We start from the raw sequence: 25561 nt of genomic DNA, 5'->3' as shown, positions 1-25561 counted from the left end.
CCGAATATCGGATCATTCAGTTTCCGGCGGGATGACGCCCTTGGTCAAGGTGAAACAACCATAGAAGCGGCGCTCGCCGGTCTGAATGACGCAGTAGGCGTCCTTGGCGCGCTCATAGAAAGCGTAGCGCTCGACCGGCGACAGCGGCCAATGCTTTCCCTCGGCCTTATCGATCGCTGCCTGAACCTCGCGCTGAACCTGCGGTACCTCGTCGGGCGCGCCGACCACTTCCATGCGCGTTGCCGCATCGTCGATGAACGTATCGAGCGGCATCAATGACAATATCGCGGCAACCGCGTCGGCGGCCGGCACGTTATCGATGCGCAGCAGCTCGCCCAGGACCGTCTGGCTTGCAATGGCTTCCGCCGGGAAATTCGTATCGACGACGACGAGCATGTCGCCATGTCCCATAGATTTCAGCGCGTAGAGCACGTCCGCATTCAACAGCGGCGAAATTCCCTTCAGCATGACCGGGCATCCTCCAATAGCCTATGGCGGCCACCCTCGGCCGCTTGGTTCTCCGCGCAAACAAGTAACCATCGCGTTCCTGTCTGTCCATAGGCGCCGGGAACGTTTTCGGCAGGCGGATGCCCCAAGACCTGTGCATCCGGGCGTGGCTTATTTCGGCCCTTATTGACCCGATAGGTTCGTCGGCATTAACTAAAACGCGTTCAATGGTTGAGAGGTGCAGGTGCGCATTCTTCTGGTAGAGGACGACGACACGATCGGCGGCGCGGTTCGCGACCATATCGCGGCAGGCCCGCACGCCGTTGATTGGGTCAGGAATCTCGCCGATGCCGATGAAGTTACCAGCGCCGTACAGTATGGCCTTGTCCTTTTGGATCTGCAGCTTCCCGACGGCAGCGGCATCGATTTTTTGAAGCGGCTGCGCCGCAGGCCCGACGAAACACCCGTCATCATTCTCACGGCGCGCGACCAGATTTCCGATCGCATCGAGGGATTGAACAGCGGCGCCGACGACTATCTCGTCAAGCCGTTCAATCTCGGCGAGCTCACGGCCCGCATCCTGGCGGTAGCCCGCCGTTATACCGGCAGTCCGCAGCCGACAATCCGCTTTGCCGATCTTGAAATCGACCAGCCGCAACGGCGTGTCCGGCTGGAGGGCAAGGATGTGGTGCTGACGGGGCGCGAGTGGGCCGTGCTCGACCTGCTGGTTGCAAGGCCTGGCGCCATCGTCTCGAAAGACAAGATAGAGGAAGCCCTCTACGCCTTCGGCTCCGAGATAGAGAGCAATACGGTGGAAGTCTATGTCAGCCGCCTGCGCAAGAAGATCGGCAGGGACCGGATCCGGACGGCACGCGGCGTCGGCTATTGCCTGGGTGAGCGATGACGCAGCCGCAAAGCCCAAGCCGCGGCAGCATCACCCGTCGCCTGATCGCGGCACTCACGGGTACTGTCGTCGTCTTCTGGCTGATTGCAGTCGGTATCGGCGTCTATGTCGTCAACAAGGAGCTCTCCGAGACCTTCGACGGCGCGCTGCAGGAAACCGCCGAACGGCTGATGCCGCTGGTGCTCGACGATCTCGCCAATCGCGACCATTCGGGCGATCCGCAAAGCCTGGAAGAGCTGAACAAGGGGCTGAACCGCGAATATCTGATCTATCAGGTGCTGGATGCGAACGGCAAGGTCATCCTGCATTCCCACGATGCGCCGGCGACAGCCTATGACGTGCCGCTGAAGATCGGCTTCCACAATACGCCGCGATACCGGATCTATACGGAATCATCGGCTGATGGCACGATCTTCCTGCATGTCGCGGATGCCTTCAAAAATCGCCGCGAAGCATCGCGCGAAAGCGGTGTCGCGTTGCTATGGCCGCTGCTTGCCCTCATTCCCGCCAGCATCGTCGCCATCGGCTTCGTCGTCGGTCGTTCGCTCAGGCCGATCGACCGCCTGCGATCGCAGATTGCCACCAAGGACAGCGGCAATATGGCGCCATTGGACAGCGAGACGCTGCCGCGCGAGCTGCAGCCGATTGCGCGCTCCGTCAATCTGCTGCTCGACCGCCTGCGCCTGGCCCTTGAAGCCGAGCGGGAATTCACCGCCAACAGCGCCCATGAGCTGCGCACCCCGATCGCGGGCGCGCTCGCCCAGACCCAGCGCCTGATCGCCGAACTGCCGCAAGGGCCTCTGACGGACCGCGCTGACCGCATCGAGACATCGCTTTCCAATCTGGGGCGGTTGGCGGAGAAACTGCTGCAGCTCTCCCGCGCTCAAGCCGGCATCGGCGCGGGCGACAAACCGGCCGATTTGATCGCCGTCATCGAAACCGTCATCGGCGACTATGACCGCGACACCGGCACGGCCGGCCGCGTCCAGCTGGAAAATGACGCAAAGGCGAAACTGATCCGCAATGTCGATATCGACGCCTTTGCCATCGTCATGCGCAATCTTATCGAAAATGCGTTGATCCACGGCCCGGACGATGACGAAGTAACGGTCCAGGTCGATGATCGCACCATCCGCGTCATCAATGGCGGCATCGTGCTTTCCGCAAATGAACTTGCCGGTCTGAAGAAGCGTTTTCGGCGTGGCAAAACGAAAGCGGCAGGCTCCGGCCTGGGCCTTTCGATCGTCGAGCGCATCGTCGAGCAGATCGGCGGACATCTCGATCTGCTGTCACCCGCGACGGGCAAGACCGACGGCTTCGAAGCCAGGGTCACGCTGCCGGCCGATTGACGATGGCGCGGCCCAGCAAGGATTGATCTTGCAAAGACCGGTAAAGGGTGCGAGCAAGGCCGCATGTTTCCAGCGGGTCGATATTCATGATCGTTTCCTTCGACATCGGCGGCAGCGCCATCAAAGGCGGCATCGCCCGCTCCATGACGGATATCGTGCCGCTGGCCCGGCGCCCTACGCCCAAGCATGATTTTGCCGAATTCGTCGCGGTCCTGCGCGATGTCATCGCGGAAACAGACGAAAAGCCGGACTGCCTCTCCTTCTCCATTGCCGGCGTGGTCGATCCCGATACGCAGGCGCTGACCTGCGCCAATATTCCCTGCATCCACGCCCGGCACCTTGCAGCCGATCTGGAAGCGGAACTCGGCTATCCCGTGCTGATCGCCAACGACGCCGATTGCTTCGCCATGGCCGAAGCCATGTCCGGCGCCGGCCGCGGCCATCGCATCGTGTTCGGCGCCATTCTCGGCACCGGCGTCGGCGGCGGCCTGGTGGCAGACGGCCGGCTGGTCAACGCCGCTGGCGGCTTTGCCGGGGAATGGGGCCACGGTCCCATCATCGCGTCCTTCGCCGGCCATCCGCCGGTCGCCATCCCCGCCTATCCCTGCGGCTGCGGCCAGAAGGGCTGCGTCGATACGGTCGGCGGCGCCCGCGGCATCGAACGTCTGCACAAGACGCTTCACGGCCTGGAACTATCCAGCGAAGAGATCATCGACCAATGGCGGAAGGGCGATGAGCGCGCGGAACGCACGATCGACATCATGGTCGATCTGGTCGCTTCGCCGCTCGCATTGACGGTCAACATAACAGGCGCGACCATCGTGCCGGTCGGCGGCGGTCTTTCCAACGTCGAAGCGCTGCTGGCGCGCCTGGATGAAGCGGTGCGCGCCCGCATCCTGCGCAAGTTCGGCCGGCCGCTCGTCGTGCCCAGCCAGTGCAAGCCGGAGCCGGGCCTCATCGGCGCCGCCCTGCTGGGCCTGCAATATGCCGGGGAGCGCGGCCATGCTGCTTGAGGTCTGCGTCGAGGATATTGCCGGCCTGAAAGCCGCCGTCGAGGGCGGCGGCGACCGTATCGAGCTTTGCAGCGCGCTCGCTGTCGGCGGCTTGACGCCCAGTGCCGGGCTGATGGCTGCCGCGGCGAATATTCCTGTTCCAGCGTACGCCATCATCCGCCCGCGCGCCGGCAGCTTCGTCTATTCTGCCGATGAGCTCGACGTCATGAAGCGCGACATCGACGCGGCCCGCAATTCCCGGCTGCCGGGCGTCGTGCTTGGAGCCTCCCTTCCGGACGGGCGATTGGATTTTGACGCGCTTGCCACCCTCAGCGCCCACGCGGAAGGTCTCGGCACGACGCTGCATCGCGCCTTCGATCTTGTCCCCGACATCGAGGAGGCCGTCGACATGGCCATTTCCCTCGGTTTCGAACGCATCCTGACGTCGGGCGGCGCAAAGACCGCCGCGGAGGGCGTCACCGTGCTCGAACAGGCGATCGCCGCCGCAGCCGGCCGGATTTCCATCATGCCCGGTTCCGGCGTCACGCTCGCGACGGTCGATCAACTATGGCCGCGCCTGCGGATCGGCGAGATACATGCCTCCTGCTCCGCAGCTGTTGCCGAGACGGACGAGCGCGTCGTCGCCCTCGGCTTCTCGGCGCCGTCGGCGCGCCGCACGGACGCCGCGACCGTCAAGGCGCTCAAGACGTATTTCGCCTGAAGTAATGTTTTCGAACGCGTGCAGCGTTTGCTGGCAGCGATATGCGAAAACCAAAGCGCCGAAGCACAAGACGCAACGGGCAGATGGCCACGCACTTTAGGCAAGGCCATGAATTGACAAAGAAACATTAGAATGATCAATCGTTCATAAACGCATATGCTGTAGCCATGGACAGGCTGCACAACATACAGTCGCTGCAGCAAGATTGGGTTCCTAGGGAGCAGCTGTGATCTGAACCATGTCGGTGGCGCCACCTAGCAAGAAAAGCAGGGCTGTCTTCTGGATTGCGACGATCGTCATCGGCTCGATCATCCTGGCGACCGCGCTCATTGCCAACGACATGCGTAACCTCAGGGCGCTGGACAGCCGCTATCATCTCAACCTGTTTCCTCAACCGGAACAGCAGGCCGCACCCTCTCCGCCGAAGCCCGACCAAGCGCAGCAGCCGGCACATCTCGCTACGGCAAACACTCCAGCCGAACATGCGCCGGCGACAGCACCCGAGGCGCCGAGGCACGACCGCATAAAGCCGACGGGCAATGCCGCCACTCGACAATTTCAGGCAAAGAGATCCCATCTGCTGGACGCTCCCGTCGACGCCTTGCTGAGCGCCTTCGTGCGCAGCTGGCGGATATCGGGTCCAACACTTTGCGCCGATCTTGAAAAGTTCGGCTTGTCCGTAGGCGAATGGCGGCAAAGCGAATTGGGAGTCGGCACATCGGAATGCAGCTATGCCGTCCAGAAGGGCGCCTATGGCAACGCGAACGCGGCTTCCTTCTTCATCATCGCGCGCGGCAAGCCGACCGGCGAAATCGAGACCATCCGTATCAAGGTGATCATGCCCGACAATAACGATGGCAAGGCCGTTGCCGGCACCTTCATCGACACTGTGGTCCTGCTGCTGAACGAGACCCATTGGCTGGACTTCCAGGTGGCGCTGAATGCGATCGGCACGCTTCAGGACGTGACGCTGGAGGCCTTCGGCGCCAAGCTCGCCTTTTTCAAGGAATTCCAGAGCAACAACAATTTCAACCTTCAGCTCGAATTGCGCAGAACGGCACCCGAGCAGATCCGAACCGCCATTGTCTTCGACAAGACGCGCTGGACCCTTCCCTCTCCCTCTTCCCCCTAACTAGCCTGGTTTTTGTTGCACCGCGCCATGGATGGTGCTCATATAGGCAACGATTCCGATGGCCGGCGGATCACCGGCCGCCAGCACCATGTTTCCCGAGAGCACGAGGCGGTTTCCGAAGGGATCCATGCAAATCGTCAAACGCGCCGGTCCCCAGCCGGGCGTTGGAAAGCCACTACATTCCATGGATTCGACAGACCCCAATCCGCAGGGCCAGACTTTCGCGGTCGAACGTAACCCTCGTCTGCGCTACATCATTCCCGCCGTCGTTGCCGTTGCCTTCCTGATGGAACAGCTCGACTCGACCATCCTCATCACCGCCGTCCCCGATATCGCCAAGAGCCTCGGTACGACGCCGGTACGAATGAACCTCGCCGTCACGACCTATATCCTGACGCTCGCCATGTTCATCCCGGTGAGCGGCTGGTTTGCGGATCGCTTCGGCGCGCGCCGCATTTTCGCACTCTCGCTCTTCATCTTCACGCTCGGCTCGATCTTGTGCGGCCTGGCGACCAGCCTGCCGATGCTGATCGCCACCCGCGCGCTGCAGGGTTTCGGCGGCGCGATGATGACGCCGGTCGGGCGTCTCATTCTCATCCGCAGCTTCCCACGCAGCCAACTCGTGACTGCCATGACCTATATGACCCTGCCAGCCGTCATCGGGCCGGTGATCGGCCCCGTGCTCGGCGGCTTCCTGACGACCTATCTTTCCTGGCGCTGGATCTTCTGGGTGAACCTGCCCTTCGGCCTGATCGGCATGTTCATGGCGCTGCGCTACGTCGAGGACACGGACTGCGACGAGACGATCAAATTCGATTTTCCCGGCTTCGTCATGGTCGGCCTCGGCTGCGTGCTCCTGCAATACGGTATCGAGAATATCGGCCGTCCAGCCATTCCGGTCTGGGGCATCTTCCTCGTTCTCGCTGCCGCCGCCCTTCTGCTGGTCGGCTTCGTCCGCTATGCGAGAACGGCGAAATGGCCGGCCGTGGATCTGACCTTGTTCAAGCTGCGCACCTTTCGCATCGGCACGCTTGCCGGCGGCATCTGTCGCGTCGGGTTGAACGGCGTGCCCTTCCTGCTGCCGCTGATGCTGCAGATCGGCTTCGGGCTGAGCCCGATCGTCTCGGGCACGCTGACCTTCGTCAGCGCTCTCAGCGCGCTCGCCGTTCGGCCGGTTTCGGCAAAACTGCTGAAGCTCTACGGCTTCGATCGCATGCTGACCTGGAGCGCCGTGTTCGGTGCCGCCGTCGTCGCCGGCTTCGCGCTGATCACGCCGGATACGCCGCACTGGTTCATCATCGTCTACGTCTTCATCTTCGGGCTGGCGCGGGCCGGACAGTTCATGACCTCCAACACCCTGTCCTATTCCGACACGCCAGCCGCCCAGCTCAGCCGTGCGACCAGTCTCGGCGGCGTCCTGCAGCAACTGAGCGTCAGCTTCGGCATCTCCGTTGCCGCGATGCTGCTCGGTCTCGTCACGCTGGACGGATCGGCGCTGACGCCGGAAAAATTCCACACGGTATTCCTGCTGATGGCAGTCATTCCCCTTCTTGGCATACCCGGCTTCCTCAAGCTGCAGCCGGAAGACGGCGCGCAGGTGAGCGGCCATCGGCGCCCGCCGAAAAACCGGCCATAGCGATTGGAATTTTATGCCGCGAGCGCCGAAGCGCGAGGATGGACGAGATGCTCGCGAAGCACCGCCCCCGAGCGGTCGACCTCCTGCATCAGCACGTCGTAACTCCACAGATCGGCCAGGTGCTGCAGCACGCGCTTGGCATCCATATCGTCAAGCAGCGCGCCGTTCAGCACGGTATGCCTGACCAGAAGCCGTCTATCGCCGGCAAGATCGACATCGGTGATCTCGATATGCGGATCGATCCAGCCGACATCATACTGCCGCGACAGTTCCCGCCGGATGCGCCGGTAGCCACGCTCGTCGTGAATGGCGGCAACCCTCAGCCCCTCGTCCTCTTCCGGGTCGTCGGTCAGTTGGAACATGCGCATCTGGCGCATCAGGTGCGGGCTTAGAAATTGCGCCACGAAACTCTCGTCGCGATAGTTTGCCCAGAGATCCCGCAGCACCGCCATGGCATCGCCGGTGCCGGCAATCTCGGGGAACCACTGACGATCCTCTTCCTTCGGCCTCGTCACGATGCGCTCGATATCCTGCATCATGGCAAAGCCGATTGCATAGGGGTTGAGGCCGGAATAGCGCTGATCGTTGAAGGTCGGCTGGAAAACCACATTGGTATGCGATTTCAGGAACTCCAGGAAATCGCCGTCGCCAATGCCGCCGAGCTCGTGCAGCCGCGTCATGATGCGATAGTGCACGTAGGTCGCCGTGCCCTCGTTCATCACCTTGGTCTGGCTCTGCGGATAGAAGTATTGGGCCACGTGCCGCACGATGCGGATGATCTCGCGTTGCCAGGGTTTCAGGCGCGGCGCCATCTTTTCCAGGAAATAGAGGATATTCTCCTGCGGCAGGCCTGCCAGCGAGCGTCGCCGCTCCAGATCGAGGTCATGGATCTTCTTGCCTGACCCGGCTGGAACCGTGCGCCAGAGGTCGTTGAAGATCTTCTCGTCATATTCGCGCCGTTCGCGCTCGCGTTTCTCCTCGTCGCGCAGGTCGGGCGTCTTCCTGCCGGCATAGCGATGCACACCATGCGACATCAGCGCATGCGCGGCATCCAGCGTGCGCTCGACGGCGGCGTGGCCATAGCGCTCCTCGCAGCGCGCGACATAGCTCTTGGCGAAATTGAGATAGTCGAGAATGCCTTCGGCATCGGTCCAGAGCTTGAAGAGATAGTTGTTCTTGAAGAAGTGGTTGTGGCCGAAGGCAGCATGCGCGATGACAAGAGCCTGCATCGTCGCCGTGTTCTCTTCCATCAGATAGGAGATGCAAGGGGAACTGTTGATGACGATCTCATAGGCGAGCCCGCGCAGGCCTTTGCGATAGAAGGCCTCGTGGTGGGCGAAGTGCTTGCCGAAGGACCAGTGCTTATAGAACAGCGGCATGCCGATCGAGGAATAGACGTCGAGCATCTGCTCGGCGGTGATGATCTCGATCTGGTTGGGATAGACGTTGAGACCAAGCTCGTTGACGGCGATCTTTTCGCAGGCATTGTGGATCCGCTGGATGGTGGCGAAATCCCAGTCCGCACCCTCGAAAAGCCGTTCCATCGATGCCTTTGCCATTATCCGCTCCTTGTTTCCGCCGTCCGGCGCTGGAAGAGATCGTGGAAGACCGGGTAGATCTGGCTGCGATCGCTGACACGCCGCATGGACAGCACCGGCCATCCCGCCTGCATCCGCTCGTAGAGCGACCAGATCGCCGAGCCGGACGAAATCGCGACACTGCGCGATTCACCCACTTCGAGATAGGCAAAATACTGGCAGACGGGCAGGATCTCGCTCGTCATCAGCGCCGCCGTCGTCGCATTATCGGAATAGGCATTGTCGCCGTCCGAGGCCTGCGCCGCGTAGATGTTCCAGTCCGAGGCGGGGAAACGATCGCGCACGATCCGCCGCATGGCTTCGAGAGCACTCGAAACCTGCGTGCCGCCGGTTGCCGGGCTGCGGAAGAAGGTCTCCTCGTCCACTTCCTCGGCGACGTCCGTATGACGGATGAAAACGATCTCGACGCGGCGGTACTGCCTTGTCAGGAAGATGTAGAGCATCATGTAAAAGCGCTTGGCGAGATCCTTCATGTGCTCGGTCATCGAGCCGGATACGTCCATCAGGCAGAACATGACGGCCTGTGCCACCGGCTTCGGCTCGTTCTCGAAACGGCGATAGCGGATATCGATCGGATCGATGTAGGGAATGCGCCGAACCTTCGATTCCAGCCTCTTGATTTCGGCTTCGAGCTGCGCGCGGCGCGTCTCGTCCTGGCACTCTTCCGCCTCTTCGATGAGCTTTTCGACTGTTTCCGGCTTCGGTCGATGCAGCGCCACACGGCGCATCATCGCGAGCCGCATCGTGCGGTTGATGGCAAGATTGGCGGGCGATCCCGTCACCGAATAGCCCGCGCGTACCGGGTTGATCTGGTCCGCCGACATCAGCCGCCGCTTGGCGAGATCCGGAAGTTCGAGATCGTCTAGGAAGAGATCGAGGAATTCATCCCGCGTCAGGATGAAGCGGAAGGCGTCCTCGCCCGTGCCGTCACCGCCGGCGCGGGGCCTGCCGCCGCCGCTTTCCGGCCGCGGCAGGATATCGCCTTCAATGAAGTCCTTGTTACCGGGAAGAATATGCTCCTTGAGGCCCTCCGGGCCGCGATGGAACCGAGGCTCCTCGGTTCCATCAAGGGGAATGCTGATTTCGCCACCCTTCAGAATGTCCTGAATGTCGCGATTTTGAGAGGATTCATAGACCGCTCTCTGCACCAGCGCTTTTGCTCTACGCAAAAACCGTTGACGATTTTCCAGACTTTTACCGCCTGGGTTCAGGCGTCTGTCAACAATGTGCATTCCTTCTTCCTTGGTGGCTCATCCCGCCTGTTTCACACGCATGTACCATTCCACAAGCCGCCGAACCTGGCGCTCGGTATACCCCCGCGCCATCATGCGCTCGACGAATTCGCCATGCTTCTTTTCCGTCTCGCCGTCCTTTTTGGAACCGAACGAGATGACCGGCAAAAGATCTTCGACCTGGGAGAACATCCGCTTTTCGATGACTTCGCGGATCTTCTCGTAGCTGGTCCAGGACGGGTTCTTGCCGCCGTGGCTCGCTCGTGCCCGCAGGCAGAACTTGACGACCTCGTTGCGGAAATCCTTCGGGTTGGCGATACCCGCCGGTTTTTCGATCTTGGTCAACTCCTGGTTCAGAAGTTCGCGATCGAGAAGCTGGCCCGTATCGGGATCCTTGAAATCCACATCCTCGATCCAGGCGTCGGCATAGTCGACATAGCGATCGAAAAGGTTCTGGCCGTAATCCGCATAGGATTCCAGATAGGCCTTCTGAATCTCGTTGCCGATGAACTCCGCATAGCGTGGTCCGAGTTCGCTCTTGATGAACTCGATATAGAGCTTCTCGGTTTCAAGCGGCAGCTGTTCCCGGCGGATCGCCTGTTCCAGCATGTACATCAGATGCACCGGATCGGCGCCGACCTCGATCGTGTCATAGTTGAAGGTCGCCGCCAGCACCTTGAAAGCAAAACGGGTGGAAGCCCCGTCCATACCTTCGTCGACACCGGCCGAATCGCGATATTCCTGCACGCTGCGTGCTCTCGGATCGGTCTCCTTCAGACTTTCGCCGTCATAGACCCGAAGCTTGGAGAAGGCCGTCGAGTTCTCGTGCTTGGAAAGCCGCGTCAGAACCGTGAAGCGGGCGAGCGTCTCCAATGTCGACGGCGCGCAGGGCGCGTCGCTGAGCTCGGATTCCTCGATCAGCTTCTCGTAGATCTTCTGCTCTTCGGTGACCCGCAGGCAATAAGGCACCTTCACGACACAGATACGGTCGATGAAGGCTTCATTGTTCTTGTTGGCCTTGAATGTCTGCCATTCCGACTCGTTTGAGTGGGCCAGGATGATGCCGGAGAAGGGTATCGCACCGATGTTTTCCGTGCCGATATAGTTGCCTTCCTGGGTTGCCGTCAGCAGCGGGTGCAGCATCTTGATCGGCGCCTTGAACATCTCGACGAATTCGAGAATGCCCTGGTTGGCGCGGTTCAATGCACCGGAATAGCTGTAGGCGTCGGGGTCGTTCTGCGCGAGACTTTCGAGCTTGCGGATATCCACCTTGCCGACCAGCGAGGAGATATCCTGGTTGTTCTCGTCGCCCGGCTCCGTCTTGGCGACGGCGATCTGGCGCAGCCGCGAAGGCTGGATCCGAACCACCCTGAAGCGGGAAATATCGCCCTCGAATTCCTCAAGGCGCTTGAGGCACCAGGGACTCATGAGCCCGGTCAGGCGCCGGCGCGGAATGCCGTAGCGTTCCTCCATCATCGGCCCCATGGTGACGGGGTCGAACAGGCTGAGCGGGCTCTCGAAGACAGGGCTCAGCTCGTTTCCGGCCTTGAGCACATGGATCGGATGCACCTCCATCAGCGACTTCAGCCGCTCGGCGAGCGATGATTTGCCGCCGCCGACAGGCCCGAGCAGGTAGAGGATCTGTTTGCGTTCTTCCAGGCCTTGAGCCGCATGGCGGAAGAAGGCGACGATCCGTTCGATCGTCTCTTCCATGCCGAAAAAACCAGAGAAGGCCGGATAGGTCCGGATGGTCCGGTTCATGAAAATACGCCCAAGCCTTGTATCCTTGGCCGTATCGATCAGCAGTGGTTCACCCATGGCTGCCAGAAGCCGCTCTGCCGCATTTGCGTACATGAGCGGATCATCCCGGCACGCTTCCAGGTATTCTGAGAATGACATCTCGACTTCGCGCCGTGCTTCGAAAGAACGGGCGAACGTGTTAAATAGCACATCGTTGTTTAACATGGCGCCTCGGTAGCTTGCTATTGCAATAAACGCCGGCTTTTACGAGATCACTTTATCCCGCTGTATCTAAGGTGCGGTATGAATCGCTTCGAATCAATAGGTGATCTGTCAATAATTCGTACGCTTGATTCCGAATGTCATCAATATCTTGATGGGATCATGCACCGAATTAATGAAACGCAACCATAAGATGGTTGCAATCAAATCTCCACACGCAAAACGTCGCAGTTGCATGACAGACATTCTCGCCGGGCATTCGTGCGAAAACCCGATCTGAACGAGGAATTGGTCGAAGCCGACGTCGAGCTTCATTGTCAGCATGATTGGGGAGAAAAGATGGTGCCCAGAGCCGGAATCGAACCAGCGACACGCGGATTTTCAATCCGCTGCTCTACCAACTGAGCTATCTGGGCATCCGTGCTTCGCGTCGAAGAAAGAGCCTTGAAGGGCGCCGGGCGGTTGGTTCGCCCCGGAAGCGAGCGGGGTTATAGCATCTTGTTCGCCCATGTCCAGCCGCAAATGACTCTTTTTTAACAGGAAATCGAGTTTTGGCAATTCGCGAACAAAATGAAGGAGTTCGTAAGGTCGAGTGGCGTTGGAAAGCCGCGTTCAGTCCTGATCGGAACCTTCGGCCTTCGTCTCGTCTTCGGTCACGGGGATGGCATAGGAGCCGTTGAGCCAACGCGAAAGATCGACGGAACGGCAGCGATCCGAGCAGAAGGGATAGTGTTCGCGCACCGAAGGGCGGCCACATTCCGCGCAAGCACGCGTCTTGCGCAGCGGCTCGACCTTCGCACCAACCTTGATATCCTCACCCTTTGTCATGACTGCTATCCTTCCTGCCATCCGGCGTGGACGTCGAATCCCTCGCCTGTGAGCAGCAGCATGGTCTCATAAAGCGGCAATCCGACGACATTGGTGTAGGAACCGACAAGCTTCTGCACAAAGGAGCCGGCAAGCCCCTGAATGCCGTAGGCTCCAGCCTTGCCCCGCCATTGTCCGGAGGCGAGATACATTTCGATGTCGCGGCCGGAGAGCCGCTTGAAGCGCACCTTGGTCTCGATAACTTTCTGGCGCAGCTTGCGGTCCGGCGTGATCAGGCAGATGCCGGTATAGACGACATGGCCGCGCCCAGAGAGCAGATGCAGCGCCGCGGACGCTTCATCGACGAACTCCGCCTTGGGCAGCATGCGCCGTCCGACGGCGACGACCGTATCGGCCGAGAGAATATAACTGCCCTGCCAGGCGGCGTCGCTCTTGATCGCGGCATACGCCGCCTCGCCCTTCTCGGTCGAAAGCCGCCGCGCCAGCGAGCGCGGATGCTCCGACTTCTTCGGGGTCTCATCGATGTCCATGGGCATGAGACGCGCGGGCTCGATGCCTGACTGATGCAGGAGCTCGACGCGACGCGGCGATCCGGAAGCCAGTATCAGCTTGTGTTTCAACGCCATCAGATCTCGACCTGTCGTGCGGGAATGAGAGCCGGCTCCGGAGCATGATGCCGAAAAGTGTCGACGGCATCCGGCTCCAGCGAGCGGCGGACTACTTGAAACGGTAGGTGATGCGGCCCTTGGTCAGGTCGTAGGGGGTCATTTCCACCAGCACCTTGTCGCCGGCCAGAACGCGGATGCGGTTCTTGCGCATGCGGCCCGCGGTGTGGGCGATGATCTCATGCTCGTTTTCCAGCTTCACGCGAAACGTCGCGTTCGGCAGGAGTTCGGTGACGACACCGGGAAATTCGAGGACTTCTTCTTTCGGCATTAAAGCTTCTTTTCCTGTCGGTTGAGGCCGGTGCCCGTGATAAAAAGGCTGGGTCGCCGGAAATTTGCGCGGAAACTACACAATCGCCGCGGTTTTGTGAACCACGTTGATAAGGGTTTCTGCATTTGTTTCATTTGCAGCTCTAAAGCGAGCCGCGATGTTCCACAAGCCTGCTCTCGATGAGACCAAGAAGATAGTCCCGCACGCCGCGATAGGCATCCAGAACCTGATCGCGGGTTCCGTCCGTCGCGGAGGGGTCCATGGTCGGCCAATAGATGACGTCGATCGCATTGGCCCGCGTCAATTCCAGCGCGGCATGATGCGCCTCGGGAGACAGCGTGATGATGACATCGAAGAAATCATCCTCCAGCTCCTCCATGGTCTGCGGCTGCCGCCGGCCGAGCGAAAGCCCCATCTCGGAAAGCACGACATCGACGAAGGGATTGCGCTCGCCGGCCCGCACTCCCGCTGAGGCGATATAGGTGCCCTGCGGCAGCATCTGCCGGGCGATCGCTTCGGCCATGGGCGAACGAATGGTATTCAGGCCGCACATGAAGAGGATGGCGCCGGGGGATTTGCCGATATGCTCGATCGCCTGCGGCTCCTCCATGGCCTTCACCCGCGCCAGTAGAGCACGCAGACGAGCGTGAACAGCCGGCGAGCCGTGTCGAAATCCACGGTGATCTTGCCGTTCAGCCGGTCCATCAGCGTCTGCGAGCCTTCGTTGTGGATGCCCCGCCGGCCCATGTCGATCGCCTCGATGCGGCTGGGGGTCGCGGAGCGGATCGCCTCGTAATAGCTCTCGCAGATCATGAAATAATCCTTCACGATCCGGCGAAATGGGGTGAGCGACAGGATATGGGTGGCGACGACGACACCATCTTCCATGCGGATGTCGAAGACCAGCTTCTGGTCGACCAGCGACAGCTTGAGCAGATAAGGCCCGCCCTTGTGCCCGGCCGGCTCGAAACTGTTTTCCTCGATCAGGTCGAAAATGGCGACGGCGCGCTCATGCTCGACATCGGGCGTCGAGCGGCCGATCGTGTCGTCCAGGACCACATCGCTCAGCCGGAAGACGCCCTTGGCCATGCCTTACCCCTCGAGATTGAGGCGGATCGCGACCGATCGCGCATGTGCATCCAGCCCCTCGGAATTGGCAAGCGCGATCGCCGCCGGCCCAAGTGCGCGAAGCTGCTCCGACCCAAGCCGCAGGATCGAGGTGCGCTTGACGAAATCCAGCACGGAAAGTCCGGAGGAAAACCGCGCGGAGCGGGCCGTCGGCAGCACATGGTTCGAGCCGCCAACATAATCGCCGATCACCTCGGGCGTATGACGGCCGACGAAGATCGCACCGGCATTGCGCACACCGGCAAGCAGCGGCTCGGGATCGTCGACCGCAAGTTCCAGATGCTCGGCCGCAATGCGGTTGGCAAGCGGAATGGCCTTCTTCAGGTCGGCGACCAGGATGACCGCGCCGAAATCCCGCCAGCTCGCCGCCGCCGTCTGCGAGCGGCTGAGCCGCTTCAGCTGCCGTTCGACCGCCGCCTCCACGGCCCTGCCGAATTCGGCATCGTCGGTAATCAGGATCGATTGGGCGCTTTCGTCATGCTCGGCCTGCGCCAGAAGATCGGCGGCGATCCAATCCGGATCGTTGTTCTTGTCGGCAATGACGAGCACTTCCGAAGGCCCGGCGATCATGTCGATGCCGACGGTGCCGAACACCTGGCGCTTGGCGGCCGCCACATAGGCGTTGCCGGGACCGGTGATCTTATAGACCGGCTCGATCGTCTCGGTGCCATAGGCGAGCGCCGCGATCGCCTGCGCGCCGCCGATGCGGTAGATTTCCTCGACGCCGGCCATGCGGGCCGCAGCAAGCACGGCCGGATTGACGGCACCGTCCTTGGTCGGCACGGCGATGACGACGCGATCGACGCCGGCGACCTTCGCCGGCACGGCATTCATCAGCACCGAGCTCGGATAGCTCGCCGTGCCACCGGGCACATAGAGACCGACAGCCTCGATCGCCGTCCAGCGCGACCCCAAGCCGACGCCGAGATCGTCCTCATAGATATCGTCCTTCGGCAGCTGCCGGCGGTGATGCGATTCGATGCGGATGGCGGCGACCTTCAGCGCTCCAAGCACCTCGGCCGGAACGGCGGCAACGGCGGCATCGATCTCCGCTTCGCCGACGCGCATCGGCGTCGTGGCGAAATCGATGCCCTCGAATTTCTTGGAATAGTGAGCAAGGGCCGCATCGCCGCGCGCGCGCACATCATCGATGATGCCGCGCACCACGGCATTCACATCCTCGGACACTTCCCGCTTGGTCGTCAGGAAAGCGGCGAACTGCTGCTCGAACCCTTCCGACGCCTGATCCAGCCAGATAGCCAATGCTGATATTCCCTTCCATCGAGACCGCCTTCAGCGGCCGTATCCAACGGTTACAAGCCTATATGCCCGCATCCGGATGCCGGGGCTTATGCGCCGTTTCCCACGCGCCGCCGATATCCGCGAGCTGGGCCTCGATGCATTCGACATCGAGCGCAATCGTGGCCTTGCCGGCAAGGGCAAGCTCGATCGTGCCGTCAGGCCCGTCGCCCCGCTGATCGAAGCGGATGGCGAGCAGCGACAGCACCTCGTCGCCGTTGCGCCGGTCGATGCCGTTGGAGCGCACGGCCTGCACGCGCTTGAACACCAGCGCGGAACGATGGCGTTCGTAAGGCTTGCGGCGCTGATCCGATTGCTCCCAGCCGAAGCGGTTGGCCGCGAGCGAAAACTGCTCCTGCTTCGGCGCATAGGACATGTCGCCGACCTTGAAGACGCTATCCTGCATATAGGCAGAAATGACATCCAGGTCCTCGGTGTCGAGTGCCATTAGCTTGAGATCGCTCATTCGTCCTTTATCCCCGATCACGCCACCAGAAAAATGCGCCGGCGAAACGCCGTTTCCAGCGCTTCCCTTCTGTGGACATAGGATGCGAGCGCAAAAGACGCAACCGAAGAAAACGGGCTTGCCCGCTCTCTTGGCGCCATCGGATGGAATTAAGGCACGCCGCGCAAACCCATGTCGCGGTTTTGCGACAGCGACAGGCACAAAAGCGGGAAACTGTTCCGCAAGGCCGCGATAGGACTTAGTCGCTGATGCGCTCGACGACGGCGCCGCAGCGCGTCAGCTTGTCTTCCAGCCGCTCGAAGCCGCGATCGAGATGATAGATGCGCGACACCAGCGTCTCGCCTTCGGCGGCAAGGCCGGCGATGACCAGCGAGACGGAAGCACGAAGGTCCGTTGCCATGACGGGCGCGCCCTTCAGCTTCTCGACGCCCTCGATGCGGGCGGTCTGGCCTGACAGAGAGATCTTCGCGCCGAGGCGGGCAAGCTCCTGCACATGCATGAAGCGGTTTTCGAAGATGGTCTCGGTGATGTGAGAAATGCCGCCGGAGCGGGTCATCAGCGCCATGAACTGCGCCTGCAGGTCGGTCGGGAAGCCCGGGAACGGATCGGTGACGACGTCGACCGGCTTGATGCCGCCGCCATTGCGCATGACGCGGATACCGCTGTTGGTCGGCGAAATCGTAGCACCGGCGCGGCGCAGGCTTTCGAGCGCCGTGTCGAGCAGCGCCATATCGGTATTTTCAAGCGTGACGTCACCGCCGGCCATGGCGACGGCCATGGCATAGGTGCCTGTCTCGATCCGGTCGGGCAGCACGCGGTGACGGGCGCCGGAGAGCGAGGTGACGCCCTCGATGGTAATCGTGCTGGTGCCGGCGCCGGAAATCTTGGCGCCCATGGCGATCAGGCAGTTGGCGAGATCGACGATCTCGGGCTCGCGGGCCGCATTGCCGATGACCGTGGTGCCGCGGGCCAGCGTGGCCGCCATCATCATCACATGCGTCGCGCCGACGGAAACCTTCGGGAAGACATAGCGGGCGCCGATGAGGCCGCCCTTGGGCGCGATGGCATTGATATAGCCGGCATCGATTTCCATCGTGGCGCCGAGCGCCTCAAGACCTTCGATGAACAAATCGACCGGACGCGTGCCGATGGCGCAGCCGCCCGGCAGCGACACGCGCGCCTGTCCCTCGCGGGCGAGCAGCGGCCCGATGACCCAGAAGCTCGCGCGCATCTTGGCGACGAGTTCATAGGGCGCGGTCGTATCGACGATGGTGCGGCAGGTAAAATGGATCGTGCGGGAATAACCGTCTTCCTGGCGCTCGCGCCGGCCGTTGACGGCGACATCGACGCCGTGATTGCCGAGGATGCGCATCAAGAGCTCGACATCGGCCAGATGCGGCACGTTTTCGAGCGTCAGCGTATCGCTTGTCAGAAGCGAGGCGATCATCAGCGGCAGGGCGGCATTCTTGGCGCCGGAGATCGGAATGATACCGTTAAGCTCGTTGCCGCCGACAATCCTGATACGATCCATATAAGCAATACGGGCGAGGCCCGCCTTTCCTGATAGTTCCGAGCGCCTTGAAGTCGCGGGCGCCAGGTTTCGTGCACCTGGTAAAACGCGCTCTTTAGACGAAATAGATTAACGCATCAATTCGTTTGATGATGGGTGACATCAATCATTGCGATTCGTCCCTTTTTGCGGCGGAATCAGCATTATCCCCAGCCTTTGCAGCCGGCAGCCCATCCGTCTCGTCGGCCTGGCCGGCGCGCCGCGCCCGCACCTGCTGCTTGCGCCGCGCCAGATTCTCGCGCAGCTTCTGCGCCGCACGCTCGCGCCGCCGATCCGCTTCCGTGACCTGCTTGCCGCACACGGGCTCGCCCGCCTCGCCGGAGACCGAACCGCCCTGCAAAGCCTGCCCTTCATCGATTTTCGTCTTGTCCGCACCCATGGCTTCCTCATAGCGGAAAACCTTAGGCGCCAAAAGACCGACACATTTTTTCCAGCTATCTTTCACAGAACTTGCAATTTGCGGCTTGCACTCCGCCCCGACCTATGGCAATAGCCGCCTCGCCCAATACGGCGCACTCAAGCGGCGCCACGGAATGCTGCTATAGCTCAGGGGTAGAGCACTCCCTTGGTAAGGGAGAGGCCGAGAGTTCAAATCTCTCTAGCAGCACCAGTTTTGCCCAATTCATCAACCTACGTCCACCATCTTGGCCTTTACATAGATAAGGTCCTTCCAGTTGCGCCCATTAAAGGCTAGCTTCTTAGTATCGACTGATAGGTGCGGATGATAGCCGATGCAGAACGCGCGAACTGCGAGTCATTTGAGGAATCATCTCAAGGGTGAGATGATAGAATCTCAATTTCCAAGCAATAAACAAGAAGCTCGGGACGCCTCGAGCATTTCAATTATTTCACAATGACGCAACTTAGTTTCCTTGAGATCCTAGAAAGATCAACGGTCGATGCTTTAATTAAGCCAGATCAGATTTTTGATAGCGAAGATTGGAAGTTCATAACGGAACAGCCTGAGAATACGCGATTCGAACGGAAGTCTGCGCGAGCCAAAGCGGAGGTTTTTGCTATCTGCCTGTCTGCTTTTGGCAACGGTCCCGCGGTCGAGGGCGGCGTTGTAGCCATCGGAATAGAAAACGATGGTGCCGTGACCGCGATCATTGTGCCGGCGGTCGCTTCAAAACACGAAGGGTGGCTGTGAGAAACAAGAACGGTGAAGAGGACTTCATCATTCTTGTTAGAGTCTATTTTGTTGACGACAAACTCGTAGAACTTACAAATGGCGATGCTTATTGTCGCGAGTCTGATCGACCTAGGAAGCTAACAGACGCGGAAAAACAAGAAGTCCGGATCAACAAGGGCGAACGTGCATTTGAGCTTGAGCCTTGTCCTCTCGAATGGCCAGATGACTTCCGACAAAATATCATCGACAGGTTTGTTAAAACCGTTCGCGATGCACGTGATGGTTCTGACGAAATTGACCGTATCGATATTCTTGAAGCAATGCGGCTTGGGAAAGTTAGAGAAGGAAAATTCGTTCCAAATAACGTTTGCGCATTAATGTTTGCAAAGGATCCTCAACAGGTTTTCCCGGGCTCGTATGTTCATTTCCTTCGTTATGTTGGAAATGAGGAGAAATCAGGCAAGGAATACAATGTAATTAAGGATCGTATGATCCAAGGATCCCTGTTGGATGTCATTAAAGATGCAGCTGCAACAATTGACGCAAATCTTCGCGAATTTACTGAGTTCAGGCATGGCAAATTCTACAGCGTGCCGGAATATCCACACGACGCTTGGTATGAATTGCTGGTAAACGCATGCGTGCACCGATCCTACCACGCAAAGACGCAGCCCATCTTCGTCAAACTCTTTGATGATCGTCTAGTAATATCAAATCCGGGAACGTTTATGCCGTCAATAAACCCGGATAACTTTATCCATAAGCCTCGAAATCCATTCTTGATGTTCGTACTCCGTGAATACGGGGAGGTTCGCTGCATTAGCGAAGGAACAAAGCGGATAAGACGCGAACTGCAAAATGCGAAGCTGCCACCAATATCTTATCTTGAATCGCCGTCTAGCGTAACAGCTACAATGTACAACGATATTGTAAATCGAACAAATACACTGGATAGCGAAGCTTACAAGATCCTTGGAGAAGCAATTTCTTTTTCCATTGACCTCGAAGAGCGAAAAATTATCAACTATCTTGCGGAAAATCATAAAATTAACGTGAGCCAGGCCCTTAGAATACTAAGTACCGCTGATTGGCATACAGCAAAAAATAGACTCCATAGGCTTGCGAAACGCGGAATTCTTGACTTTGTTACCCCCAAGGACCGTGATCCCAATGCGCACTATCGGCTAGCTCAAAAAAAGCAGTAATAAATCAATATATTGGCTAGTCACTTCTAACTAGAATTGAAGCCTTTGGATGGTCTCTAGCACGAGGCGTACCTCTTTGCACCATCGCAACGCAGCCCCCACCCCAATTCCGCTGCAATCCCCCGTTTAAACCCTTCTCCCATCACATCCTTCTTGGCCCGGGAGAGCAACCCTCAATGTCGAAACTACGCGTCGCCGTTCTGTTTGGCGGTCAGTCCAGCGAGCATGAGGTTTCCGTCATGTCGGCCCGCAATGTCGTCAAGGCGATCGATGGCGCGAGATATGAGATCGTTCCGATCCTGATCGATCGCGCCGGGCGCTGGCTGCTGGTGGAGGAAAAGGGCGGCGTGCTGCCGGAGCCGATTGCCTATGAGGGCACGGAAGTCTGCCTGGTTCCGGGCGGCAAGGGGCGGCTGATGGCGCTGGAGGGCGCTGGCGCGCACGAGCTGCCCGTGGTCGATGTGCTGTTTCCGGTGCTGCATGGGCTGAACGGCGAGGATGGCTCCATTCAGGGCCTTGCCCAGATCGTCGGCCTGCCCCTCGTCGGCTGCGGCATTCTGGGCTCGGCCAACGCGATCGACAAGGACATGGCAAAGCGCCTGCTGCGCGAGGCCGGCCTGCCGGTGGCCCGCTCCGTCACGCTGACGCGCGGCGACAAGCCTGATTTCGATGCGATCGCAGCCACGCTCGGTTCGCCCGTCTTCGTCAAGCCGACGCGCCAGGGATCATCGGTCGGGGTCAGCAAGGTGCAGGATGCCGCAGCATTTGAAGCAGCACTTGCCGAGGCCTTCCGGCATGACCGCAAGGTGCTGGTGGAAGAATTCGTGCGCGCCCGCGAGATCGAATGCGCCGTTCTGGAAGAGCCTGACGGTACGCTCTTCGTTTCCGTGCCGGGCGAGATCGCCACGGCGGCGACGCACGGCTTCTATTCCTACGAGGCGAAATATCTCGATCAGGATGGCGCCGTCGTCACCGTGCCCGCGGATATTCCGGCCGGGACGGCCGACGTGCTGAAGCGCATGGCGGCGGATGGTTTTCGCGCGCTCGGATGCGAGGGCTTGGCGCGCGTCGATTTCTTTGTGCGGCCGGATCAGAGCCCGGATCAAAGCATTGTCATCAACGAGATCAACACCATGCCCGGCTTCACCAATATCAGCATGTATCCCAAGGCCATGGGCGCCTCGGGCATTTCCTATCCGGAGCTGATCAGCCGGCTGATCGAGCACGGGCTTGCGCGGGCGCGACGAGCCTAATTCAGCTCGCCATGCCCTCGAGCGTCAAACCTTTTCCGTCTTCTTGGTCTTGACCTTCGGCTCGACAGGCGCATCCGGCGTCGGTGCCAGCAGCTTTCTGAGCGAGGCGATCTTGTCCTTCACCAGCGGGCGGAAGCGGCTGGCGCGGTAGGGCATGTCGGCGGCGCCATAGCCTTCCGGGCCGTCATCGTTGCCGCGATGGATCTCCTCCAGCTTCACGCCGATGAATGTGCCGTCGATATAATGGGTGTATTCGCCGACCCAGCGGATCGTATAGATCGTCCCCTTGCGGATCAGCTGATCGATGCTGACATGCTTGAACTTGTCATCGATACAGACGACCTTCTGACCCACATGGAAACCGTAACTCACACTGCCCTCCTTGAAGCGGCCGAAGCAACCGGCTGCATCGTTGCGATACAAGCATAGCCGCATATGCGCTGCCGAGTAAACGCGGGCAGACGTCGCAGCCCGGCTGGATGAAATGGCAGGCAGTTGCATAGGGACAGGTTGGCCCCTCATCCGTCCTCTCACAGTTTCGCTTCGCTCAACTGTTCTAGTCCACCTTCTCCCCGCACGCGGGGCGAAGGGGCTTGGCGGGATCGCCCCCTCTCCCCGTCAAAACGGGGAGAGGGTTGGGGTGAGGGGCGCTTTTTGTTTCATATGCTATCGCCTGCTCCAATGGCGGAAGGGGTTGTGCGACAGCGATCTCATCGGCGACGGGCCGACATGACTCAGTGACAAAGCAACCCGTTGACATCCTTCATGGAAGGCTGAAGATTGCGCGCCAGAAGAGCAACCGCAAGGCCTCACGTCCATTTCCTTATCCGATACCCGCAAGGCCCGCTGAAGGCTTCTCCGCCAATGCCCACCCTCCGCCTTATCGCTGATGATTTGACCGGCGCGCTCGATACGGCTGTCGAATTCGTCGGCGTCTATGGGCCGATCGAGGTGGAGCGCGGCGATGCACTTCCGGCGAGCCTGCCGGATTGCCTTGCGATCGACAGCGGCACCCGCGAGAAAACGGCTGCCGAAGCGGCAGCCATCCTCAGTGGCATTGCGCCGCTGCTGCAGGGCGCCGATCTCGCCTTCAAGAAGGTGGACAGCCTGTTTCGCGGCCCCTGGGCGGCGGAACTCGCGGCCTGCTTTCGGCTCGGCCACTGGCGGCACTGCATTCTCGCGCCGGCCTTTCCGCATCATGGGCGGCACACAAGGGGCGGACGGCAGGTGCTGTTTGCCGGGAAGGATGCCTGGCGCGACGTCAGTGGCGATCTCGCCGCTCATTTACGGGCAGAGGGATTGCCGGCCTTCAACACGGCTCTCGACCGGACCTCCGTCGATGGCGTTGAAAACCAGCCCATTCCGGATGGCATCCATGTTTTCGATGCCCATTCGGACGACGATCTGGACGCTGTCATCGCCTGGGTATCATCGCGCCTGGAGGGACCGGTCCTCTGGAGCGGCACCGGCGGGCTAGCCCGAGCACTAGCGCGCAATATCGATCTCGTGAGGCATCGTCGCACTCAGGCCGAAAGAGACGCAGGTGAACAGCTGCCCTCACCCACTGTCCCCATCTCACGCAGGCTGCAAAGGCCGGTGCTTGGCCTGTTCGGCTCGGACCAGCCGATTACGCTCGCGCAGCTCCAGGCCTGCGGCCCCAACTGGCTGAAGCTTGCCGAAGGCGCTGATGCCGATGCCGTCGATCATCAAATCCAGCAAAGCGGCGTCGCGATGGTCAGCATCGATCTGCCGGCGGGGCTCGCGCGCGACGATGCGGCAAGACGGATCGAGGCGACCTTCGGCGGCATGGCCAAGGCACTGCCCGCTCCAGGCACATTGATTGTCGCTGGCGGCGAAACCCTGCGAAACCTATGCTCGGCGCTCGACGTGACAGCCCTCAGCATCACCGGCCAGGCAGCGCCGGGCCTGCCCCGCTCCACCATCGTCGGCGGCCCCTGGCAAGGCACCACGGTGATCTCCAAATCAGGCGCATTCGGCGGCCCTACCCTATGGCGCGATCTCTTGAGTGAAAACGGGCTGATTGCCGGAGGAGAAGAACCATGACGCGACACCTGGCAATCACCATGGGCGACCCCGCCGGCATCGGCCCGGAAATCATCGTCAAGGCCGCAGCCCGGCTGAAGGACAGGATTGACGAAGGTAAGTTAAAGATTACAATTATCGGCAGCGGCCCAGCCCTGCGCCTCGCCGAACGGCAGCTCGGCCCCGATATCGAAATCCCGGAAGCCGAGATGGAGGGCGATTGGCCGAACCTCTGCTTCATCCAGGCCGATGCCGAGGGAGAGCCGATCCTGCCGGGCCGGCTTTCTGCAGATGGTGGACGCATGGCCTATAAGGCGATCGAGAAGGGCGTTCAGCTTGCCATGTCTGGCAAGGTCGGCGGCATCGTCACCGCGCCACTCAACAAGGAAGCGCTGAACAAGGCCGGCTTCCATTATGCCGGCCATACCGAGCTTTTGGCCGAGCTGACAGGCGCGCGCGGCTCGGTGATGATGCTGGCCCATGGCAACATGCGCGTCAGCCACGTCACCACGCATGTCGCGCTGGAGGATGTGCCGAAGCGCCTGACGCCCGAGCGGCTGCGGCTCGTCATCGACCTCACGCATAAGGCGCTCAAAAATCTTGGCATCGCCAAGCCGAAGATCGCGGTGGCGGCGCTCAATCCGCATGCCGGCGAAGGCGGCCTCTTCGGCAGGCAGGATATCGATATTTCCGCGCCCACCATCGCCAAGGCCGTATCCGAGGGCCTCGACATCGTCGGCCCCGTCCCCGGCGATACCGTCTTCGTCAAGCTGCGCGCCGGCCAATATGACGCTGTTGTCGCCATGTATCACGATCAGGGACATATCCCGGTCAAGCTCTTGGGTTTCGAAATCGACCCGGCGACGGGAAAATGGATTGACCTTTCCGGCGTCAACATCACGCTCGGCCTGCCGATCGTGCGCACCTCCGTCGACCACGGCACCGCCTTCGACATCGCCGGCAAGGGCATCGCCAATGAGCGCAGCCTGATCGAGGCGATCGAATTCGCCGAAAGGCTCGCGGGCGGTTGAGATAGATTTGCTGCGTCTCCGCGTATGCCGGACCTCTGACACCTTCCTCTGCCGCTCCGCTTACCTACGGCGACTTGAAAAGCACTTTTTCAAATCCACCTGTCGGCATCCCGCTCTATCGAACGTCCTCTGGCAGCTTAGCTAAAGAAAGCTATCCGAGAGAGGAGCACATTATGTCCAAGATTGCCCCGTGCCTGTGGTTTGCGCGCGAAGCGGAGGAAGCAGCGAATTTCTACGTTTCGCTCTTCCCGGACTCCAGAATCGATCATGTTCAGAGGAATATCGTCGACACGCCGGCCGGAAAGTCCGATCAGGTTCTGGTCGTCAGCTTTACGCTTGCCGGACAGCGCTTCATGGCGATGAACGGCGGCAGCCACGTCGAGTTCACCCATGCGATCTCGCTCGAGGTCGATTGCGCCGACCAAGCTGAAGTCGACAGGCTCTGGAACGGGCTGACTGATGGGGGAGCGGCCGTTCAATGCGGCTGGCTCAAGGATCGCTACGGCATTTCCTGGCAGATCGTGCCGAGTGTGCTCGGCAAATATATCGCCGATCCGGACCCGGCCAAGGCGGCCCGCGTCATGCAGGCGATGATGGAGATGGTGAAGCTCGATATTGCCGAGCTTGAGGCCGCCTATCGCGACTGAGCGACCATTCGGGGGATTGTGCCATGCGTGCGATCCCCCGAAGACATTCT

General features: G+C 60.5%; 26 protein-coding genes and 2 tRNA genes. 13 read left to right on the top strand and 15 right to left on the bottom strand.

Translation table 11 applies throughout. The features are described 5' to 3' along the window. Positions 1-12: 12 nt before the first annotated feature. Positions 13-468 carry an RbsD/FucU family protein gene (locus HGP16_RS00330; protein ID WP_120665128.1) on the bottom strand — a complete coding sequence of 152 codons (456 nt, stop codon included), beginning with the start codon at positions 466-468 and terminating at the stop codon, positions 13-15. Positions 469-691: 223 nt separating this feature from the next. Here HGP16_RS00330 and HGP16_RS00325 point away from each other — a divergent pair, with 223 nt between their 5' ends. The 6 genes from HGP16_RS00325 to HGP16_RS00300 all read left to right on the top strand — a co-directional run bounded on the left by HGP16_RS00325 (position 692) and on the right by HGP16_RS00300 (position 7181). Then, a complete protein-coding gene (locus tag HGP16_RS00325; protein WP_168838047.1) occupies positions 692-1351 on the top strand; it encodes a response regulator transcription factor in 660 nt (219 codons plus the stop codon). Further along, the gene (locus HGP16_RS00320) at positions 1348-2700 is read left to right on the top strand and encodes an ATP-binding protein (protein ID WP_168838046.1); all 1353 of its coding nucleotides are present in this window, start codon (positions 1348-1350) and stop codon (positions 2698-2700) included. The genes HGP16_RS00325 and HGP16_RS00320 overlap by 4 nt, the downstream gene beginning before the upstream one ends. A gap of 86 nt (positions 2701-2786) precedes the next feature. Then, complete coding sequence (locus HGP16_RS00315) at positions 2787-3713, top strand: ROK family protein (RefSeq protein ID WP_168838045.1); 927 nt, start codon at positions 2787-2789, stop codon at positions 3711-3713. After that, the gene (locus tag HGP16_RS00310) at positions 3703-4413 is read left to right on the top strand and encodes a copper homeostasis protein CutC (protein ID WP_168838044.1); all 711 of its coding nucleotides are present in this window, start codon (positions 3703-3705) and stop codon (positions 4411-4413) included. Before HGP16_RS00315 ends, HGP16_RS00310 begins: the two co-directional genes overlap by 11 nt. A 238-nt stretch (positions 4414-4651) precedes the next feature. Further along, positions 4652-5545: a DUF6030 family protein gene (locus HGP16_RS00305; RefSeq protein WP_168838043.1), complete on the top strand. Its 894-nt coding sequence runs from the start codon at positions 4652-4654 to the stop codon at positions 5543-5545. A gap of 184 nt (positions 5546-5729) precedes the next feature. Continuing rightward, on the top strand, positions 5730-7181 hold the full coding sequence (locus HGP16_RS00300; protein ID WP_168838578.1) for a DHA2 family efflux MFS transporter permease subunit: 1452 nt from the start codon (positions 5730-5732) through the stop codon (positions 7179-7181). Positions 7182-7192: 11 nt separating this feature from the next. Here HGP16_RS00300 and HGP16_RS00295 read toward each other — a convergent pair whose 3' ends face one another. The 13 genes from HGP16_RS00295 to HGP16_RS00235 form a co-directional block, all read right to left on the bottom strand. Beyond that, positions 7193-8740, bottom strand: coding sequence for a SpoVR family protein (locus HGP16_RS00295; RefSeq protein WP_168838042.1), 1548 nt, complete (start codon positions 8738-8740; stop codon positions 7193-7195). Continuing rightward, positions 8740-10011, bottom strand: coding sequence for a YeaH/YhbH family protein (locus HGP16_RS00290; protein WP_168838041.1), 1272 nt, complete (start codon positions 10009-10011; stop codon positions 8740-8742). Before HGP16_RS00290 ends, HGP16_RS00295 begins: the two co-directional genes overlap by 1 nt. Before the next feature lie 18 nt (positions 10012-10029). Continuing rightward, on the bottom strand, positions 10030-11976 hold the full coding sequence (locus HGP16_RS00285; RefSeq protein WP_168838040.1) for a PrkA family serine protein kinase: 1947 nt from the start codon (positions 11974-11976) through the stop codon (positions 10030-10032). Between the two features lie 337 nt (positions 11977-12313). Then, a tRNA-Phe gene (locus tag HGP16_RS00280) sits at positions 12314-12389 on the bottom strand. Positions 12390-12585: 196 nt separating this feature from the next. Beyond that, positions 12586-12801: a DNA gyrase inhibitor YacG gene (gene yacG, locus HGP16_RS00275; protein ID WP_168838039.1), complete on the bottom strand. Its 216-nt coding sequence runs from the start codon at positions 12799-12801 to the stop codon at positions 12586-12588. A 5-nt stretch (positions 12802-12806) separates the two neighbouring features. Further along, the gene (locus HGP16_RS00270; RefSeq protein ID WP_168838038.1) at positions 12807-13427 is read right to left on the bottom strand and encodes a Maf-like protein; all 621 of its coding nucleotides are present in this window, start codon (positions 13425-13427) and stop codon (positions 12807-12809) included. Positions 13428-13518: 91 nt separating this feature from the next. Next, a complete protein-coding gene (infA, locus tag HGP16_RS00265; RefSeq protein WP_004117876.1) occupies positions 13519-13737 on the bottom strand; it encodes a translation initiation factor IF-1 in 219 nt (72 codons plus the stop codon). A gap of 142 nt (positions 13738-13879) precedes the next feature. Further along, on the bottom strand, positions 13880-14347 hold the full coding sequence (locus tag HGP16_RS00260; RefSeq protein WP_168838037.1) for a low molecular weight phosphatase family protein: 468 nt from the start codon (positions 14345-14347) through the stop codon (positions 13880-13882). Positions 14348-14352: 5 nt separating this feature from the next. Continuing rightward, positions 14353-14826, bottom strand: coding sequence for a UPF0262 family protein (locus HGP16_RS00255; RefSeq protein ID WP_168838036.1), 474 nt, complete (start codon positions 14824-14826; stop codon positions 14353-14355). 3 nt (positions 14827-14829) lie between these two features. Then, positions 14830-16128: a histidinol dehydrogenase gene (hisD, locus tag HGP16_RS00250; RefSeq protein WP_168838035.1), complete on the bottom strand. Its 1299-nt coding sequence runs from the start codon at positions 16126-16128 to the stop codon at positions 14830-14832. Between the two features lie 58 nt (positions 16129-16186). Next, positions 16187-16630 carry a DUF2948 family protein gene (locus HGP16_RS00245; protein WP_168838034.1) on the bottom strand — a complete coding sequence of 148 codons (444 nt, stop codon included), beginning with the start codon at positions 16628-16630 and terminating at the stop codon, positions 16187-16189. A gap of 238 nt (positions 16631-16868) precedes the next feature. Continuing rightward, complete coding sequence (gene murA, locus HGP16_RS00240; protein WP_168838033.1) at positions 16869-18161, bottom strand: UDP-N-acetylglucosamine 1-carboxyvinyltransferase; 1293 nt, start codon at positions 18159-18161, stop codon at positions 16869-16871. 145 nt (positions 18162-18306) lie between these two features. Beyond that, a complete protein-coding gene (locus HGP16_RS00235) occupies positions 18307-18579 on the bottom strand; it encodes a hypothetical protein (RefSeq protein ID WP_246703259.1) in 273 nt (90 codons plus the stop codon). Between the two features lie 156 nt (positions 18580-18735). On the opposite strand from HGP16_RS00235, the gene HGP16_RS00230 reads away from it, so the two are divergent. From HGP16_RS00230 to HGP16_RS00215, 4 genes are all read left to right on the top strand, one after another. Continuing rightward, positions 18736-18810 (top strand) — tRNA-Thr (locus HGP16_RS00230). Between the two features lie 243 nt (positions 18811-19053). Further along, positions 19054-19350, top strand: coding sequence for a helix-turn-helix domain-containing protein (locus HGP16_RS00225; RefSeq protein WP_168838032.1), 297 nt, complete (start codon positions 19054-19056; stop codon positions 19348-19350). Continuing rightward, a complete protein-coding gene (locus tag HGP16_RS34510; RefSeq protein ID WP_168838031.1) occupies positions 19347-20537 on the top strand; it encodes an ATP-binding protein in 1191 nt (396 codons plus the stop codon). Before HGP16_RS00225 ends, HGP16_RS34510 begins: the two co-directional genes overlap by 4 nt. A gap of 176 nt (positions 20538-20713) precedes the next feature. Further along, positions 20714-21790, top strand: a complete 1077-nt coding sequence (locus HGP16_RS00215) for a D-alanine--D-alanine ligase family protein (RefSeq protein ID WP_168838030.1) — start codon at positions 20714-20716, stop codon at positions 21788-21790. Positions 21791-21814: 24 nt separating this feature from the next. Here HGP16_RS00215 and HGP16_RS00210 read toward each other — a convergent pair whose 3' ends face one another. Further along, positions 21815-22162 carry a CAP-Gly domain protein gene (locus HGP16_RS00210; protein WP_168838029.1) on the bottom strand — a complete coding sequence of 116 codons (348 nt, stop codon included), beginning with the start codon at positions 22160-22162 and terminating at the stop codon, positions 21815-21817. Positions 22163-22654: 492 nt separating this feature from the next. Between HGP16_RS00210 and HGP16_RS00205 the strand changes: the two genes are divergently transcribed. The 3 genes from HGP16_RS00205 (at position 22655) to HGP16_RS00195 (ending at position 25511) form a co-directional block, all read left to right on the top strand. Next, positions 22655-23854 carry a four-carbon acid sugar kinase family protein gene (locus HGP16_RS00205; protein ID WP_168838028.1) on the top strand — a complete coding sequence of 400 codons (1200 nt, stop codon included), beginning with the start codon at positions 22655-22657 and terminating at the stop codon, positions 23852-23854. Next, positions 23851-24864 carry a 4-hydroxythreonine-4-phosphate dehydrogenase PdxA gene (gene pdxA / locus HGP16_RS00200; RefSeq protein WP_168838027.1) on the top strand — a complete coding sequence of 338 codons (1014 nt, stop codon included), beginning with the start codon at positions 23851-23853 and terminating at the stop codon, positions 24862-24864. Before HGP16_RS00205 ends, pdxA begins: the two co-directional genes overlap by 4 nt. Before the next feature lie 173 nt (positions 24865-25037). Continuing rightward, a complete protein-coding gene (locus HGP16_RS00195) occupies positions 25038-25511 on the top strand; it encodes a VOC family protein (RefSeq protein WP_168838026.1) in 474 nt (157 codons plus the stop codon). The last annotated feature ends 50 nt before the right edge of the window (positions 25512-25561 follow it).

The organism is Rhizobium sp. P40RR-XXII (assembly GCF_012641405.1).
Lineage (GTDB): Bacteria > Pseudomonadota > Alphaproteobacteria > Rhizobiales > Rhizobiaceae > Rhizobium.
Note: the sequence above shows the minus strand (reverse complement) of the source record. Positions and strands in the feature narration are given on the sequence as shown.

What these genes read in the sequence shown, in the direction of transcription:
- HGP16_RS00290 (WP_168838041.1), bottom strand. Translation starts at nt 10,011, where the DNA reads ATGCACATTGTTGACAGACGCCTGAACCCAGGCGGTAAAAGTCTGGAA.
- HGP16_RS00300 (WP_168838578.1), top strand. Translation starts at nt 5,730, where the DNA reads ATGGATTCGACAGACCCCAATCCGCAGGGCCAGACTTTCGCGGTCGAA.
- HGP16_RS00235 (WP_246703259.1), bottom strand. Translation starts at nt 18,579, where the DNA reads ATGGGTGCGGACAAGACGAAAATCGATGAAGGGCAGGCTTTGCAGGGC.
- HGP16_RS00245 (WP_168838034.1), bottom strand. Translation starts at nt 16,630, where the DNA reads ATGAGCGATCTCAAGCTAATGGCACTCGACACCGAGGACCTGGATGTC.
- HGP16_RS00310 (WP_168838044.1), top strand. Translation starts at nt 3,703, where the DNA reads ATGCTGCTTGAGGTCTGCGTCGAGGATATTGCCGGCCTGAAAGCCGCC.
- HGP16_RS00270 (WP_168838038.1), bottom strand. Translation starts at nt 13,427, where the DNA reads ATGGCGTTGAAACACAAGCTGATACTGGCTTCCGGATCGCCGCGTCGC.
- HGP16_RS00215 (WP_168838030.1), top strand. Translation starts at nt 20,714, where the DNA reads ATGTCGAAACTACGCGTCGCCGTTCTGTTTGGCGGTCAGTCCAGCGAG.
- murA (WP_168838033.1), bottom strand. Translation starts at nt 18,161, where the DNA reads ATGGATCGTATCAGGATTGTCGGCGGCAACGAGCTTAACGGTATCATT.
- HGP16_RS00330 (WP_120665128.1), bottom strand. Translation starts at nt 468, where the DNA reads ATGCTGAAGGGAATTTCGCCGCTGTTGAATGCGGACGTGCTCTACGCG.
- HGP16_RS00320 (WP_168838046.1), top strand. Translation starts at nt 1,348, where the DNA reads ATGACGCAGCCGCAAAGCCCAAGCCGCGGCAGCATCACCCGTCGCCTG.
- HGP16_RS00315 (WP_168838045.1), top strand. Translation starts at nt 2,787, where the DNA reads ATGATCGTTTCCTTCGACATCGGCGGCAGCGCCATCAAAGGCGGCATC.
- HGP16_RS00305 (WP_168838043.1), top strand. Translation starts at nt 4,652, where the DNA reads ATGTCGGTGGCGCCACCTAGCAAGAAAAGCAGGGCTGTCTTCTGGATT.
- HGP16_RS00195 (WP_168838026.1), top strand. Translation starts at nt 25,038, where the DNA reads ATGTCCAAGATTGCCCCGTGCCTGTGGTTTGCGCGCGAAGCGGAGGAA.
- HGP16_RS00255 (WP_168838036.1), bottom strand. Translation starts at nt 14,826, where the DNA reads ATGGCCAAGGGCGTCTTCCGGCTGAGCGATGTGGTCCTGGACGACACG.
- HGP16_RS00205 (WP_168838028.1), top strand. Translation starts at nt 22,655, where the DNA reads ATGCCCACCCTCCGCCTTATCGCTGATGATTTGACCGGCGCGCTCGAT.
- HGP16_RS00260 (WP_168838037.1), bottom strand. Translation starts at nt 14,347, where the DNA reads ATGGAGGAGCCGCAGGCGATCGAGCATATCGGCAAATCCCCCGGCGCC.
- HGP16_RS00285 (WP_168838040.1), bottom strand. Translation starts at nt 11,976, where the DNA reads ATGTTAAACAACGATGTGCTATTTAACACGTTCGCCCGTTCTTTCGAA.
- infA (WP_004117876.1), bottom strand. Translation starts at nt 13,737, where the DNA reads ATGCCGAAAGAAGAAGTCCTCGAATTTCCCGGTGTCGTCACCGAACTC.
- HGP16_RS00225 (WP_168838032.1), top strand. Translation starts at nt 19,054, where the DNA reads ATGACGCAACTTAGTTTCCTTGAGATCCTAGAAAGATCAACGGTCGAT.
- HGP16_RS00295 (WP_168838042.1), bottom strand. Translation starts at nt 8,740, where the DNA reads ATGGCAAAGGCATCGATGGAACGGCTTTTCGAGGGTGCGGACTGGGAT.
- yacG (WP_168838039.1), bottom strand. Translation starts at nt 12,801, where the DNA reads ATGACAAAGGGTGAGGATATCAAGGTTGGTGCGAAGGTCGAGCCGCTG.
- pdxA (WP_168838027.1), top strand. Translation starts at nt 23,851, where the DNA reads ATGACGCGACACCTGGCAATCACCATGGGCGACCCCGCCGGCATCGGC.